The 15347-nt window shown below is 55.7% G+C and carries 13 protein-coding genes; 2 read left to right on the top strand and 11 right to left on the bottom strand.

The genetic code is table 11. The features are described from left to right. Window position 1: 1 nt before the first annotated feature. The 5 genes from GKR98_02860 to GKR98_02840 form a co-directional block, all read right to left on the bottom strand. Complete coding sequence (locus GKR98_02860; GenBank protein QMU57238.1) at window positions 2-1786, bottom strand: penicillin-binding protein 2; 1785 nt, start codon at window positions 1784-1786, stop codon at window positions 2-4. Continuing rightward, window positions 1783-2130, bottom strand: a complete 348-nt coding sequence (locus GKR98_02855; protein QMU57237.1) for a cell division protein FtsL — start codon at window positions 2128-2130, stop codon at window positions 1783-1785. The genes GKR98_02860 and GKR98_02855 overlap by 4 nt, the downstream gene beginning before the upstream one ends. After that, window positions 2131-3126: a 16S rRNA (cytosine(1402)-N(4))-methyltransferase RsmH gene (gene rsmH, locus GKR98_02850; protein QMU57236.1), complete on the bottom strand. Its 996-nt coding sequence runs from the start codon at window positions 3124-3126 to the stop codon at window positions 2131-2133. It lies immediately after the preceding gene. A gap of 3 nt (window positions 3127-3129) precedes the next feature. Then, a complete protein-coding gene (gene mraZ / locus GKR98_02845) occupies window positions 3130-3636 on the bottom strand; it encodes a division/cell wall cluster transcriptional repressor MraZ (protein ID QMU57235.1) in 507 nt (168 codons plus the stop codon). Between the two features lie 777 nt (window positions 3637-4413). After that, the gene (locus GKR98_02840; protein QMU57234.1) at window positions 4414-5493 is read right to left on the bottom strand and encodes a P-loop NTPase; all 1080 of its coding nucleotides are present in this window, start codon (window positions 5491-5493) and stop codon (window positions 4414-4416) included. A gap of 245 nt (window positions 5494-5738) precedes the next feature. Here GKR98_02840 and GKR98_02835 point away from each other — a divergent pair, with 245 nt between their 5' ends. Next, on the top strand, window positions 5739-5939 hold the full coding sequence (locus GKR98_02835) for a DUF1127 domain-containing protein (GenBank protein QMU57233.1): 201 nt from the start codon (window positions 5739-5741) through the stop codon (window positions 5937-5939). A 130-nt stretch (window positions 5940-6069) separates the two neighbouring features. Here GKR98_02835 and betB read toward each other — a convergent pair whose 3' ends face one another. The 5 genes from betB to GKR98_02810 form a co-directional block, all read right to left on the bottom strand. After that, window positions 6070-7527, bottom strand: a complete 1458-nt coding sequence (betB, locus tag GKR98_02830; protein ID QMU57232.1) for a betaine-aldehyde dehydrogenase — start codon at window positions 7525-7527, stop codon at window positions 6070-6072. Between the two features lie 55 nt (window positions 7528-7582). Next, window positions 7583-8572, bottom strand: a complete 990-nt coding sequence (pta, locus tag GKR98_02825) for a phosphate acetyltransferase (GenBank protein QMU57231.1) — start codon at window positions 8570-8572, stop codon at window positions 7583-7585. A 68-nt stretch (window positions 8573-8640) separates the two neighbouring features. Further along, entirely contained in the window at window positions 8641-10407 is a 1767-nt protein-coding gene (gene xsc, locus GKR98_02820; protein QMU57230.1) for a sulfoacetaldehyde acetyltransferase, read from the bottom strand. A gap of 154 nt (window positions 10408-10561) precedes the next feature. Next, window positions 10562-12019, bottom strand: a complete 1458-nt coding sequence (locus tag GKR98_02815; protein QMU57229.1) for an aminotransferase class I/II-fold pyridoxal phosphate-dependent enzyme — start codon at window positions 12017-12019, stop codon at window positions 10562-10564. Between the two features lie 148 nt (window positions 12020-12167). Further along, window positions 12168-13547: an aminotransferase class III-fold pyridoxal phosphate-dependent enzyme gene (locus GKR98_02810; GenBank protein ID QMU57228.1), complete on the bottom strand. Its 1380-nt coding sequence runs from the start codon at window positions 13545-13547 to the stop codon at window positions 12168-12170. A 200-nt stretch (window positions 13548-13747) separates the two neighbouring features. On the opposite strand from GKR98_02810, the gene GKR98_02805 reads away from it, so the two are divergent. Continuing rightward, window positions 13748-14680, top strand: a complete 933-nt coding sequence (locus GKR98_02805) for an EamA family transporter (GenBank protein QMU57227.1) — start codon at window positions 13748-13750, stop codon at window positions 14678-14680. On the opposite strand, the gene GKR98_02800 is transcribed toward GKR98_02805, so the two are convergent. After that, entirely contained in the window at window positions 14628-15287 is a 660-nt protein-coding gene (locus GKR98_02800) for a thiamine diphosphokinase (GenBank protein ID QMU57226.1), read from the bottom strand. The two genes, GKR98_02805 and GKR98_02800, sit on opposite strands and share 53 nt — an antisense overlap. Between the last annotated feature and the right edge of the window lie 60 nt (window positions 15288-15347).

Raw genomic sequence — 15347 nt, 5'->3', positions numbered from 1 at the left:
GTTAGTTTCTCGCCAGTGTTACACCTGTCCGTGGCAAAGCGCCAACCTCCGGTGCCAGCCCCAACAATGGCGCAACGCGGCGAATGACCTCAGCCGCCACAGGCACCGCAGTCCAGCCCGCAGTCCTGCGTGGTTCCTTGCCGCTGGTCTCAACCGGCTCATCCAACGACACCACCAAAACATACTGCGGATCGTCCACGGGAAACACGCTGGCAAACGTCGCAATCACCTTGTCCTCGTAGTATCCGCCTCCGCGTGCCTTCGGCTTATCAGCCGTGCCAGTCTTGCCTCCCACACGATACCCCGGAACTTCTCCAAAACTGGCCGTCCCACGGGTCACAACCTGCCGCAACATCTCACGCGCCTGCCGTGAAGTATCGGCGCTGACAACGCGCGGTCCAACCACTGCAACGTCTTGCTTTAATAGAGTCGGTTGCACCTGAATGCCGCCGTTCAGCAACGAGGCATAGGCCGTCGCCAGATGCAGCGGGCTTGCGGAAATCCCGTGGCCGTAGGAAATCGTCATGGTCGAAATCTCCGACCAGTTCTTAGGCAACAACGGCTTCGCGCCGCGCGCTTCCACCAATTCCACCGGTGTTGCCTTCAGCAACCCAAGGTCGCCTAGAAAGTCGTGCTGGCGTTCGATCCCGATCTTCTGGGCAATCCGTGCCGTGCCGATATTCGACGACTTCACTATGACATCTTCAACCGACAACGCCTTTCCGTAATTGCGGAAATCCCGGATCTTGTGCTTGCCCCAGCGAAGCGGCCCCTTGATATCCACCATGGTCGACCGGCTGACGATCTTCTCATCAATCCCCTGCGCCACAGCAAAGATCTTGAACGTCGACCCTAATTCGTAAACACCCTGCACGGCACGATTAAACAGCGGAGAATCCCCCGGATCGCCTTCAGTCAAAGGTCGTGGTCTGTCATTCGGATCAAAGTCCGGCAGACTTGCCATCGAGACGATCTCGCCCGTATGCACATTCATCAGAACTGCCGCCGCACCCTTGGCGTTCATCAGCTTCATGCCGCCTTCCAGCACCCGTTCAACTGCCGCCTGAACCGTCAGATCCAGCGATAAGGACACCGCAACATCACCACGTCCCGGATCGCGCAAAGTATCATCCAGCGCTTTCTCAATCCCGGCGACACCGATAATCTCGGCAGAACTCACGCCCTCGCGCCCGAAACCAGCACCACCCAGAATATGCGCCGCAACACGCCCATTCGGGTAAAGCCGCATCTCGCGCGGTCCAAACTGCAAACCGGGGTCACCGATATCGAAAACCGCCTGCTGTTGTTCAGGTGAAATCCGCCGCTTGATCCAGACAAACTTTCGCGCTCCGGTAAATTGCTTGCGCAGTTTCTCACCATCGAGGTCAGGAAAAATCTTCGCCAGTTCACGCGCCGACCGTTCAGCATCAATCATGATCGGCGGTTGCGCATATAGCGCATGGGTCGACAAGTTCGTGGCCAGAATACGCCCATTCCGATCCGTGATGTCCGCACGCCCCGCCACAATCTGGGCGCCCGTCGCCGCCGCACGCGGCTCAGCCGGGTCCGACCCCGCCAACACCGACATCTTCAGCCCGACCATCATAAACGCACAAAGGAAGAACACCCCAATGATCAGCAACCGCCCTTCGGCCCGCTCGCGCGCACCATCCCGGTCCGCCTCGTGGCGCTCCTTCAGGTTCTGTCGCTCAATCGAATCCGGGTTCTCACCCTCGCGCCGCGCAGCCAATATCCGTGCCAATGGTCGTAGAGGAGTGCGCGTCATTGCCCCTCTCCCAACCTGCTCATCACATCAATCGGCACCGTGATCGGTGCCAGCGGCTCAATTGGGTAAGTGATCTGATCGATATATCCAAAGTGGTCCGGGCGAAGCGGCAACAGCCCCAGCCGGTCAAAATTCATATCCGCCAAATCCGCCAACCGCTCAGGCCGGTTCAGATAGGCCCACTCGGCCCGCAAAACCCCAGCCCGCTCGCGCAAATCCGCAATCTCCGACTGCAAAGTCTTCACTTCGCGCAAGCTGGCTTGTGTTTCATAGTTCTGACGATACGCCCAAACCGCCAATCCCATGACCATCAAAGCCGTCATCACATAAAAGACCGAGCGCATCTATTTGCCCCCCATAGACAATTTCGGCATACCTAACTTCGAACGATCCACTGGCCCCGCAGCGACTTCCGTGCGCCGTCCAACCCGCAAATTCGCCGAGCGTGCCCGCGGGTTTCGCGCAATTTCATCCGCATTCGGCGGGATCGCCTTGTTGCGCGCCTGAAACCGCGACTCCTCCGCAACCACTTCAGGCTGATAGCGATTGCCACCGCCCGCCTTGCCTGACCGCGCCTGAAAGAACCGCTTCACAACCCGGTCCTCCAGCGAATGAAAACTCACCACCGCCAACCAACCGCCGGGCTTCAACGCCCGTTCCGCTGCTTCCAAGCCCGCCACCAACTGCCCGAACTCGTCATTCACCGCGATACGCAGCGCCTGAAACGTCCGCGTCGCCGGATGACTTTGCCCGGGCTTCGGCCTTGGCAAACACCGCTCAACAATCGCAACCAGCGCCGCTGTCGTCTCAATCGGGGCCTCAGCGCGCGCACCAACAATCGCCCGCGCAATCCGGCGCGACGCTCGTTCCTCGCCATAGTGGTACAGAATATCCGCCAGCATCGTTTCATCGGCATCTGCCACCAAATCAGCAGCAGAAACGCCCGACTGGCTCATCCGCATATCCAGCGGCCCGTCCGACATGAAGGAAAACCCACGCTCGGCCTGATCCAACTGCATTGAAGACACACCCAGGTCCAGAACCACCCCGTCCAGCGGTTCATCTATATATTCGTCCAGCTCAGAAAACGTGCCCTCAACCAGGTCCAACCGCCCGGCATAGTCACCGGCCCAATCAGCCGCCATCTCGAAAACCATCGGATCACGATCGATTCCATAAACCCGATCCGCTCCCGCCGCCAAAAGCCCACGCGCATAACCACCTGCGCCAAACGTCCCGTCCAGCCAGTGACCCGTCACAGGACCACAGGTTTCCAAAATCGACTCGAGCAAAACTGGAATATGGGGGTCATCACTCATCGCGCGGGCAGCAGCGGCCATGGGTCAGTTCCCCTCCCCGCCCCGATCCAGAAGCGTCAGAACGTCAAAGTCGTCCGGCTTCTCATCCAGCCAGGCCTCAACCCTGGCTTCTTCAATGGCTTCATAGGTCTCAGGCTTCCAAACCTGGAACGTATCGCCCGAGGCAATGAAATACGCCTCGCCGCCCAATTCGGTTTTCTGACGCAGCTTTGCGGGCAAAACGATCCGCCCGGTCTCATCCACTGTCGTCAGAAGGGATTGACCGTTAAACAGCTTCTCCAGCATCCGTCGCTCAATCGAACCACGCGGCATCCGATCGATCTTCGCATCCACCTCGTTGGCGGCGTCAATTGTATAACACTCAAGATACTTGCGACGATGATCGCCATAAACAATGACCAACTCGGGCGCTTTGCCCTCGCTCCAGGATGGGTCTCCGGCTTCGAGTACACGGCGAAAATGGGCTGGGATCGAAACCCTGCCCTTCGTGTCCACCTTATGGTGGCCTTCGCCTCTGAATCTCCGAACCACTGTCCCGTCGGTCCTTCTGTTAACTCACCCCCCAAAAAAGAAAACGACGGTCGGACTGCTGCCAGAGTCCGATCCGCCGCCCTCGTCCCGTTTCCGGGTTTAGTCCAGCTGCGCGCGCCACCTGGGGGGATGTCTGCTCGCCCGCGCGCCGGATCTCGTAATCGAATGAAAGCGGGTGCCTGTATGAAACCTGCTATTTTATTTTGGTTCGGGGTCTTTTGGCGCCCCTTATCAACGTCCCGTCTCATTCGGTAAGGATGAATTTACATGGGAAATCGTGGGAAGCAATAGAAATCTGAGGGAATATGCGAGATTTCGCCCATGAACAAACAGGACAGAAACGTCATCAGCACGACATATAGCATCAATATTTAGATTTTTCGGCTAAAAAATACTATATGTAGTATATGGATGTCAGGTGCGATTATTTCCCATATCTTCCCGGCTATTTGCCGGATAGCGCGTGAAATCCCACGAATCGAGCCGAATCCCACAGAATTCCCCACCTGTGGCAGGAAAAACCCATATTGTCCCATGCGAATCCAGATGCACCCCAGCGAAGGGCCCCTGCTTTCTTTCTGGTGGAAATACTCTGGGGTGAGAGGACCTTCAAAAAGGTCCGAACGGGGCGAAGCTCCACAAAGGATGGAATGCGGGCAGCGCCCGCACCGCTTAGCAGCACCCTAACGCAGCGCGCGGTAAACAACGTTCGCAGGCACCGACGTAATACCGATGCGATACCGACGTAATACCGAAAACCCGGATAGGCCCTCGGCGTTAACCCATTCCGCCGCCGATTAACCGTTTGGCAAGGTGTGTGTAGGCTTCGGCCACCGGCCCTCCATCCATCACAACAGGTCGCCCGGCATCGCCCGCAACCCGCACATCAAGGGAAAGGGGTATCTCGCCCAAAAACGGCACATTCAGCTTTTCGGCCTCGGCCCGCACGCCGCCGTGGCCGAACAGATGTTCTTCATGCCCACAGTTCGGGCAAACATAGGTCGACATGTTCTCGATCAGCCCCAGCACCGGCGTATTCAGCGTATTGAACATATCAATCGCCTTACGCGCATCCAAAAGTGCGACGTCCTGCGGCGTCGACACGATCAATGCGCCCGTCACTTCCGTGCGCTGACACAATGTAAGCTGTACGTCGCCCGTCCCCGGCGGCAAGTCGATGATCAACACATCCAACTCGCCCCATTGCACCTGCCCCAACATCTGCTGAAGCGCGCCCATCAGCATCGGGCCCCGCCAGACAACTGCTTTGTCGGGCTCCATCATGAACCCAATCGACATCAGCGTAACACCATGGGACTGCAATGGAATAATCGTTTTACCGTCCGGTGACGACGGGCGCTTCTGTATCCCCATCATACGTGGCTGCGACGGCCCGTAGATATCTGCGTCCAGCAAACCAACTCGCCGACCCTCAGCCGCAAGCGCAACGGCCAGGTTAGACGCAACGGTCGACTTCCCTACGCCGCCCTTGCCGGACCCCACCGCAATGATGCGATCAACACCTGATACTTTGGTCGGTCCGCCCTGCTGCGGTGTCGGATGTCCGCCCACTTTCAGCGATGGTGGCGCTTTCGGTGGCGCAGCGGCGCCTCCATGGGCGGTCAACACGACTGAAACCTCTGAAACACCATCCAACCGCCGCACAGACGCCTCTGCCGCAGCCCGGATCGGCTCCATCATCTGAGCAATCTCGGGGCTTGGCGCTTCGATCACAAAGCGCACCGCACCGCCTTCAACGTTAAGCGCGCGCACCATGTCGCGCGACACCAAATCACCGCCGTCAGGCAGTGAGATCAATTTCAATGTGTCAAGTATCTGCTCGCGCGTCAGGGCCATGTCTTTGTCTCTTTTTAACGTTCTGTTGCTCTACTTACCCTGAAGCCCCCGCCAGACAACCCCGCATTAACCTTTTGCTGAAGCTCTAAGCGCTTTGCTCAAAATGTTACCGCAAACTTATGCATTTGCTGCATAGCAGCATTGCCAAAGAATCTATTGTGCAATCGCAGCATAAGCCTATCTTTAACTCAACGAACAACAGCGGGACGACACGACGCCGTCTCGACCATCCAAGGACCAAGCACATGAGTGCATTAGATATTTTTGCCCGCAACACCAAACGTGGTGGATTTTTTGCCAACATCTCTTTGGCCATGCAGCAATACCGGACATACCGTCAGACGCTCGACGAACTGGAAGCTCTGTCGGATCGCGAACTTCTGGACCTGAACCTTTCGCGTCACCAGATTCGCTCAATCGCATACCGCGCTGCCTACGAAGGCTAAGCGGAACGAAATCGGACGGCCACTCCTCCTCCCTTGTGGTCTTCTGACAAATAGCGGCGGCACCTACCTCCTCCCAGGTGTCGCCGCTATTTGTCAGAAGACCAGCGGCTTAGAGCGAAAATTTTAAACTCTAAAACGGAGCCTCTACTTCGCCCATACCGACATAGACTGTCTTACGCTCGGTATAATGCTCGATCGCCGATTTCGAGTTTTCCCGCCCGACTCCCGAGAACTTTGTGCCTCCAAACGGCATCTCAACCGGTGCCGCGTTGTAGTGGTTGATATAACAAGTCCCGGCCTCAAAGCCCTTAACTACCCGATGCGCCCGCGTCAGATCCGCGGTGAAGACACCGGCCGCCAAACCGAACTCTGTGGCATTGGCACGCGCAAGAACCTCTTCTTCCGTGTCAAAGTCCAAAACGGACATTACCGGGCCGAAAATCTCTTCCCGTGCGATTGTCATATCGTCCGTTACACCAGTGAAAACAGTAGGTTCCACGAACCATCCGGTCCGGTTTGATCGTCGACCGCCGTGGGCCAGAACCGCCCCCTCTGCGACGCCCTTTTCAATGTATCCAAGGACAATCTGCATCTGAGCTTCGCTCACAAGAGGCCCGAAATTCACGGCCTCATCCATTGGGTCGCCCATCACAACACCCTTGGAAAGCCGATCCACCAAACGCGCAACAAAATCTTCTCTTACCGAGCGTTCAACAAAAACCCGCGTTCCGTTCGAGCAAACCTGCCCAGACGAATAGAAGTTACCCAAAATAGCTCCCGACACAGCCGCATCAAGGTCGGCATCGTCAAAAACAACCATCGGAGATTTACCACCCAGCTCCATAGTAACATGGCGCATTCCTTGGGCCGCCGTCGCATAGACTTTTTTGCCGGTGGGCACTGAACCCGTTAGCGAAACTTTGTCGACACGCTCATCTGTGATTAGTTTGGCACCAACGGCTCCGCGCCCCTGAACCACGTTAAATACCCCATCCGGAAGCCCGGACTCAGACAGTATCTCGGCGACGCGCAGCGCAGAAAGCGGTGTAGTTTCAGAGGGTTTGAACACCATTGTATTGCCGCATGTCAAAGCCGGCGCAGCTTTCCAACAAGCAATCTGGGTAGGATAATTCCATGCTCCAATGCCGACACAAACACCCAATGCCTCGCGAATTGTATAGGCCCAATCACCACCTGGCAGTGGAATTTGCTCGCCGGTAATTGTGCCTGCAAGACCGCCAAAATACTCCAATGCATCGGCACCGCTGGTGGCATCCGCCACTAGGGTTTCCTGCAATGGCTTTCCTGTATCCAGCGTTTCAAGCTCAGACAGACTTTGGTTTTCGTCGCGCATCATATCGGCAGCGCGGCGCAGAATACGTCCACGCTCTGTACCGCTCAGAGCCGCCCACTCAGGCTGGGCCCGCCGTGCAGCAGCAAGTGCCTGCTCAACGACGGCATCCGTGCCTTCGTGCAGCTTTGCGACGACTTCGCCCGTCGCCGCATAGATGCATTCAATCTCGGCTCCACCGTCATCTTCAACGTATTTTCCATCAACGAAATGGCTGGCTTTGGGTTGGGCCCGCATTGGCAACTCTCCGGTTAAATTTCCGAACAATCCCGATCACGTTTTTCTTCAGCGATCAAGTCGCAGAATTGGCAGTTTGGGCCGATGTTATCGCAATCATTTGATAAATGTCGTCAGCAGTTGCTCCGCGCGACAAATCGTTCGCGGGACGCTTCAATCCTTGCAGTATAGGGCCAAGCGCGACCGCACCTCCCAATCTCTGTGCAATCTTGTATCCGATATTTCCGGCGCTAAGGCTTGGGAACACCAATACATTTGCCGCCCCTGCAATTGAAGACTCCGGTGCCTTCTTGCTGGCAACATCCGGAACGAGCGCAGCGTCGAACTGTAGTTCGCCGTCAACAACCAGGTCCGGGGCCCGCTCAGCCAAGATATCCATGGCATCCTGAATGCGCTCCAACGACTCATGGGCACGCACTGGAACCGAGCCCTTTGTCGAAAAAGACAACATCGCGACCTTTGGCTCCAGTCCGGTCAATGCCGTCAAAGATTCCGACGACGCGATCGCAATGCTTGCCAATTCCTCTGCCGTTGGTTGCAAAATCAATCCGCAGTCAGAAAACACAACTGGGCGATCAAACGGCGATTTCAGCAGCATCAGGAAATAGCTCGAAACCACGTCCACGCCCTTGGCCCGACCGATGATTTGCAACGCCGTACGCACGACGTCCGCCGTCGTCGCAACTGCACCACCAAGCGTTCCGTCGGCATCACCCTGCCGAACCATCATGGCCGCAAATCCCAGAGGATTCTGCACGTTCGCTAACGCGGCATCTTCCGACATGCCTTTGTGTTGTCGAAGCTGGAAATAGGCTTCGGCATATCCATCGGTCTTGTCGGAAGTCATTGGATCAGCGACGTAAATTCCATCGACACCACCCAGATCGCCGATGATGTCTGGCCGCCCAACCAAGGTGATCCGGGCAATTCCTTCGGCTCTGGCCCGCAGGCCAGCCTCGACTACGCGTGGGTCTTCGCCTTCGGACAAAACGACATGCGCATTGGCACCCCGTGCTTTATTCAGAATATCTTCAATCATCTGCAAAGTGTTGTTCGCCCAAAAGAAAAAGGCCAGCGAAAAGCACGCTGACCTTTAAAATCTTGCTAGACAAATCAGCCGCGCATGTCAGCACCATCAACGCCAGCAACGGCCACTGGGGCTTTCATTGCATCCCGACGGAATGGCTCGCCCAGTTCCTGATTGATCATAGCTTCAATCAGTGTCGTCTTGCCGTGGTTCATCTGATCGTCAATCGCCTTACGCAGCGCTTCGGTCAGTTCTTCCATGGTCCGGGCGACAACACCCTGCAAACCACAAGCCGTTGCAATCCCAGCATAAGACACGCCCTCGTCCAGCTCGGTGCCAACAAAGTTGTCCTGATACCAAAGCGTCGTATTCCGCTTCTCGGCACCCCACTGATAGTTACGGAAAACGATCTGCGTGATTGGCGGCCATTCTCCCCGACCAATCGCTGTCAGCTCGTTCACCGCAATCCCGAAGGCACCATCGCCCGAGAACCCGACAACCGGCACATTGGGCTGCCCAATCTTTGCGCCAACAATCGACGGAAGCCCGTATCCACAGGGCCCAAACAGGCCCGGAGCAAGATACTTCCGCCCCTCTTCAAACGTCGGATAAGCGTTACCGATGGCACAGTTGTTGCCGATATCCGATGAGATAATCGCATCTTTCGGCAGACCTGCCTGAATAGCGCGCCATGCCATCCGCGGGCTCATCCAATCCGGCTTTGCGTCACGCGCACGTTGATTCCAGCTCGTGCCCGGATCATCGTCTTCGTGATCCATCGACGACAATTGCTGCGCCCAGGAAGTCTTCGACTTTGATATGAGCTCTTTGCGCTCAGTCCGACCCTCGTCACCCGCATCGTCAGACAGTTTCGACAATATGCCGTCCGCAACTTTTTTCGCGTCACCAACAATGCCCACGGATACAGTTTTTGTTAGACCAATACGGTCAGGGTTAAGGTCGACTTGAATGATCTTGGCGTCGCGCGGCCAGTAATCGATGCCATAGCCAGGCAAAGTCGAGAACGGGTTTAGGCGCGTGCCCAGTGCAAGAATGACATCTGCTTTGGAAATCAGCTCCATACCAGCCTTCGAACCGTTATAGCCCAAAGGTCCGGCAAACAGCGGATGTGAACCCGGGAATGCGTCGTTGTGCTGATAGCCAACACAAACCGGTGCATCCAAACGCTCTGCCAAGGCGGCAGAAGACGGAATCGCACCAGCAAGGACAACGCCAGCGCCATTCAGGATGACGGGGAATTTGGCGCTCGACAGTAGGTCGGCGGCAGCAGCAATGGCATCATCACCACCCGATGGACGTTCAAATTCAACAATTGCCGGCAGATCGACGTCGATAACCTGCGTCCAGTAATCACGCGGGATGTTAATTTGCGCAGGCGCACTTGCGCGTTTGGCCTGAAGAATAACGCGGTTCAGAACTTCGGGAATACGGCTCGGGTCACGAACTTCTTCCTGATAGGCCACCATGTCCTCGAACAATTTCATCTGCTCGACTTCCTGGAAGCCGCCCTGACCCATGGTCTTGTTCGCAGCCTGCGGTGTGACCAAAAGCAATGGCGTGTGGTTCCAATACGCGGTCTTAACCGGTGTCACAAAATTGGTGATACCAGGACCATTCTGCGCGATCATCATCGACATCTCGCCGCTGACACGGGTGTAGCCGTCTGCCATGAAGCCAGCCGAGCCTTCGTGCGCACAATCCCAGAAGTTAATTCCTGCCGTTGGGAACAAATCCGAAATTGGCATCATTGCAGAACCGATGATGCCGAACGCATCTTTAATTCCGTGGCGCTGAAGCACTTTTACAAAGGCTTCCTCAGTGGTCATTTTCATGGGTACATCCCTCCGTTGGGTTCCGGGTCTATCTAGGTTCCCGCCGCGCGGTTCACTAGGTCCAGTTGGATTTCCACTTTATAACCAGTAGGCAAATCCTGGGTCGTTTGGTGAAGTCAGCTTGAAATCCAGATCAATACACGACTACATTACATCACTCGCCACGAATTGCCTTTGCGACAAGAGCGATTCCCTCGGGTATTCTCTCCGATGGAATTGACGAATACGCCAATCTATAAAAGTTGCGCGGGGGATTTTCGCCAGGAAAGAATGATGTTCCACTTTCGATTAACACGCCTTGTTCTGCCAGCGTGTGGGCCAGTTCGCGGGAATCGACTTCTTCCGGTGCTCGCATCCAGAAACTTGATCCGCCCTCGCCGCCGCCCGCGATTTCAAGCTCGTTTTCACGGATTGCCATCTCCATAACCGCACGCCGGTCTTTAAAGGCTTTGGCCGTGCGCCGGATCAACGCATCATAATGCCCAAACGACAGAAAATAGGCAGCCGTCCTTTGAACATGTCCCGGCGGATGGCGAAGTATTGTCGCCCGCAAGGCGCGCGCCTCTCGAATGAAGGGAGCAGAACCCACAAGATATCCGAGCCGCAAACCCGGAAACAAGGATTTGGAGAATGAGCCGATGTGAATGACCCTTCCCTCTCGATCCAACGACTTCAGCGCGGGCGATGGAGGCTCAAGAAACGACATCTCAAATTCGTAATCGTCTTCAACGACCAGAAAATTATCGCGGCTGGCCCGTTCTAAAAGCGCTTGGCGGCGGGCAACCGGCATGGTGACAGAGGTGGGGCAATGGTGGCTGGGCGTCGCAAAGACAACGTCCGCCTCTGTTGGCACGTGATCTACCAAAAGCCCCTCATCATCGACAGGCAACGACACAACATTGCATCGTGTTTGTTGAAGGATGTCACGCAAGCCCGGGTAGCAAGGGGCTTCAACAACCGCCATGCGCCGCTGAGTTAGTAAGATCTGTGCCGCAAGCCAAAGTGCATTCTGAGCCCCCAACGTGACCAATATCTGATCCGGAGTCGCGAGTATTCCGCGCCGGGGTAATGAGTGACGAGCAATAAATTCGACCAGCTTCGGGTCGTCCCGCTCGAAGTAGTCTCCTGTCATCGCGGCAAAGTCACGTTGCCCCAAAGCCTGCAAAGCGCAGAGTCTCCAGTTTCGATGATCGAAAAGAGACGCGTCCGCTTGCCCATAAATGAACGGGTAACGAAATCGCCGCCAATCGCCAGGTTTTTCTAACTTTGGCCCCTGACTCCAACGGGTGCCAATCATACGAGGCCAATCGACCGCGTCATCACGACTTGCCGGCTCGGTCGGCATACGAGGCCGCGGCGCTGTGTCAGAAATGAAGTAACCGGATCGCCCTTTAGAAGCCAGATAGTCGTCGGCAAGCAATTCCGAATACGCAAGTGTGACTGTAATGCGACTGACACCAAGATGCTTGGCTAGACGGCGAGACGACGGCAATCGTTCGCCAGGGCGAAATCGCCCTGACAAGACACCTTCGGCCACCATGGTTTGAATCTGCTTTTGCAGAGTTCCCTCGTGGCCGGGATCAAGATAAAAAGTTTCTTCAGAGATCGCCATGACGCTTCTGGCCTTATAGTAGCATCACTATATAGCCAGATTCGAGCAGGATAGACCAGCCCTGATGCCAAGCGCACCAAAATGCAGGAGCCGCGCATTTTGCGCGCGGCCCCGAAATCGGCGATCAGAGTCGTTGGACGATCTCCGATCAGTTGAAGATGTTGGTCAACGCCCGATCGACCGCGCCGGTGATCTCGTCGATGTCATCTGCCGTCGAAATCAGTGCTGGGCTAAAGCACAATGTGTTGTTGAAACCTGGCAGTGACCGATTGGTCGCTCCAATCACTACACCTTGCCCCATACAATCAGCGACAACCGCTGCGACCTTCTTTTCGTCAGCAGGTTCCTTCGTCGCTCGATCTGCAACCAGTTCAGCACCGCAGAACAATCCTTTGCCCCGCACTTCGCCGATCACCCGATGCTTTTCCTGCAACGCCAGCAAATTGTCGATCAACCGGGCACCCATTGCCGTCGTGTTATCCAACAGCTCTTCTTCCTCGATGATCGCCATATTCTCCAGCGCCGCCGCCGGACCCGCCGTGCAGCCGCCAAAAGTCGAGATATCGCGAAAGAAGTTCATTGGATCACTCGCGTCCGATTTGAACATTTCGAAGATCTCTTCCGTCGTCACCATACAAGCAATCGCGGCATAGCCAGAGGCGACGCCCTTCGCCATGGTCACGAAGTCCGGCTTCACGCCGTAATGCTGATAGCCAAACCATGTGCCTGTTCGGCCTACCCCGCATACCACTTCATCGATGTGCAGCAGAATGTCGTATTTCTTGCAGATCTCCTGAACGCGCGGCCAATAACCCTCCGGAGGCACAATAACGCCGCCGCCAGCGGTCACCGGCTCCAGGCAAAGAGCCCCAACCGTATCCGGCCCCTCGCGCAAAATGACTTCTTCGATGGCGTCGGCGGCCCGCTCGCCATAGTTCTCGGTGTCCCATTGGGCGCGGTATTCCAGACAATGCGGCACTTCGACAAAGCCAGGCGTATATGGACCATACTGCGCATTCCGCTCGGGCTGGCCACCCGCCGACATGGTCGTGATTGTCGAACCGTGATAGTCGCGCTCACGGAACAATATCTTGTGCTTTTTGCCGCCATAGCGCTTGTGCGCAATCTGGCGCACCATCTTGAAGGCTTTCTCGTTCGCCTCAGAGCCAGAGTTCGTATAGTAAACCCGGCTCATCCCCGGCATCTTCGAGATCAGCTTTTCGGCAAACTTCGAGCCTGGGATAGAGCCCGCAGAATTTGCAAAATACGGCATCTGGATCAACTGATCCCGCACGGCGTTAGCAATCCGCTCGCGGCCATAACCTACATTCACAGTCCAGACCCCTCCAGACACCGCGTCCAGATGTTCTTTGCCCGTCGCATCCCAAACCCGCATCCCACGGCCTTCGACCATGATCCGCGGATCATTCGTCTCGAACGGCTTGTGCTGAATCAGATGATGCCAAAGATGTTCGCGGTCCGCTTGTATTACAGCGGAAAGATCGTTCTGAGCGTGGGTAACAGACATGGGCTTAGCCTCCTCTAACCACTGTAATCTGACCGAGGCACGATACGGCGAATAGGGCCAGAATGTCTTGCAATTTAGAGCCAGAACTGGCGCACACTGGGCGCCGAACAAGTTTGTTGCGCAGCGACAGTCTGCCGTGAAATTTCCAGAAACACAATTTCCGCTCGAAGCTCCAACCGGCAACTCATAGAGTTAATCGCATGACACAGGACAGACCAGTGTTGGGCATACTTTTAATGCTGGGGTTTTGCGTCCTTGCACCGATGGGCGATTCGATCGCCAAACTCCTTGGGCAAAGGTTGGACGTCGGCATTCTGGTTACAGTTCGTTTTGCTGTTCAACTAATTATTCTGACACCAATTGTACTCTACACCAGCCAATCTTTCGTTTTGCACGGTCGTCTGTTGCGGCTGACGACAATTCGCACCTTCTTGCACATCGTGGGTATTGGCTTGATGTTTCTTTCACTGAAGTTTCTGCCCTTGGCAGATGCGGTGGCCATTGCCTTTGTAATGCCTTTTATCATGCTACTGCTGGGACATTTCGTATTAGGCGAGGAAGTTGGGCACCGTCGCATCATTGCTTGTTGCGTCGGGTTCATCGGGACACTTTTTGTCATCCAACCCAGCTTTGCCGAAGTGGGTTGGCCTGCACTTCTACCACTTGGGGTTGCGGTCGATTTCGCACTGTTTATTCTTGTCACTCGACAGATCGCAAAAGAAATTGATCCGATTACTCTTCAGGCAACTTCAGGAGCCTTAGCGACGGTCATTCTTGTCCCCTTAATCATAGTCGCAAGTTCACTTCAGATTTCAGGCCTGCAATTTCAAATGCCGCAAAATTCAGATTGGCTGCTTTTGATGGCGTTAGGTACCTTAGGAACCGGCGCACACTTAGTTATGACCTGGTCTCTCAGATTTGCACCGGCCTCAACGTTGGCACCTATTCAATACTTAGAGATTCCGGTCGCAGCGTTTTTTGGATGGCTGGTGTTCCGCGATTTCCCCAATGGCCTCGCACTGATGGGAATAGCCATAACGATCGGAGCGGGCGTCTACATCCTGTTGCGTGAAAACGCGGTCAGTCGCAAAGGCTCGCAACAACCGCAGCAAGCGCCGCCCGCGGCAGAATAGCAAGCATTCCAGGACTATCGAACTCCAAAACGACAGGTCCGGTTACACGGTTCGATGTGCCGACCCGACCATCGGGCGCGAACGCCAAACCAGCGACAGGCCACTCCAAACCTTCCGAAGTCCCCGAGACGTGGCCCATCGGAAAAAGCGACATCCGCATCCCGATGGGCAATTCCAACGAGATCTTGTGGGGAACCGAGACTATGACATCTGTGTTATCGAAAATGATAGCAATCGGCCCGACACCACGCACCAAAACGGAAAGCGCCGCCAGGGTGTGGTCAATCTGCCCAGACGTGAACCCCGTGGCCAAAACAAACGGTGCCTGGATGCGCTCCAGACACTTCTCGAAATCTGTGCTTTCCTGTTCGGCGACATGGATGAATTTGGCATCTGGCAACTGACTGCGCACTCGGGCCGAAACCGAATCGAAATCACCGATAACTGCCAGCGGCTCGAAACCAGCTAAGATCGCATGATCAGCGCCACCATCTGCCGCAACCAGAAAAGGAGCAATTTTCAACGATTCTTCAATACTTTCGGCGCTAGGGTCACCCCCGCCAACCAGCGTAACGCCACCTTGATACTGCACCGTCTCGTCAATCATGCCTGTTTATCCTAAACTTTCCCGGCCCGACCGCCACAATTCTGACCCGAAAATATCCCG

Origin of the sequence: Boseongicola sp., from assembly GCA_014075275.1 — a bacterium.
In the GTDB taxonomy this organism is placed as follows: domain Bacteria; phylum Pseudomonadota; class Alphaproteobacteria; order Rhodobacterales; family Rhodobacteraceae.
This window is presented reverse-complemented; position numbering and strand designations above follow the sequence as displayed.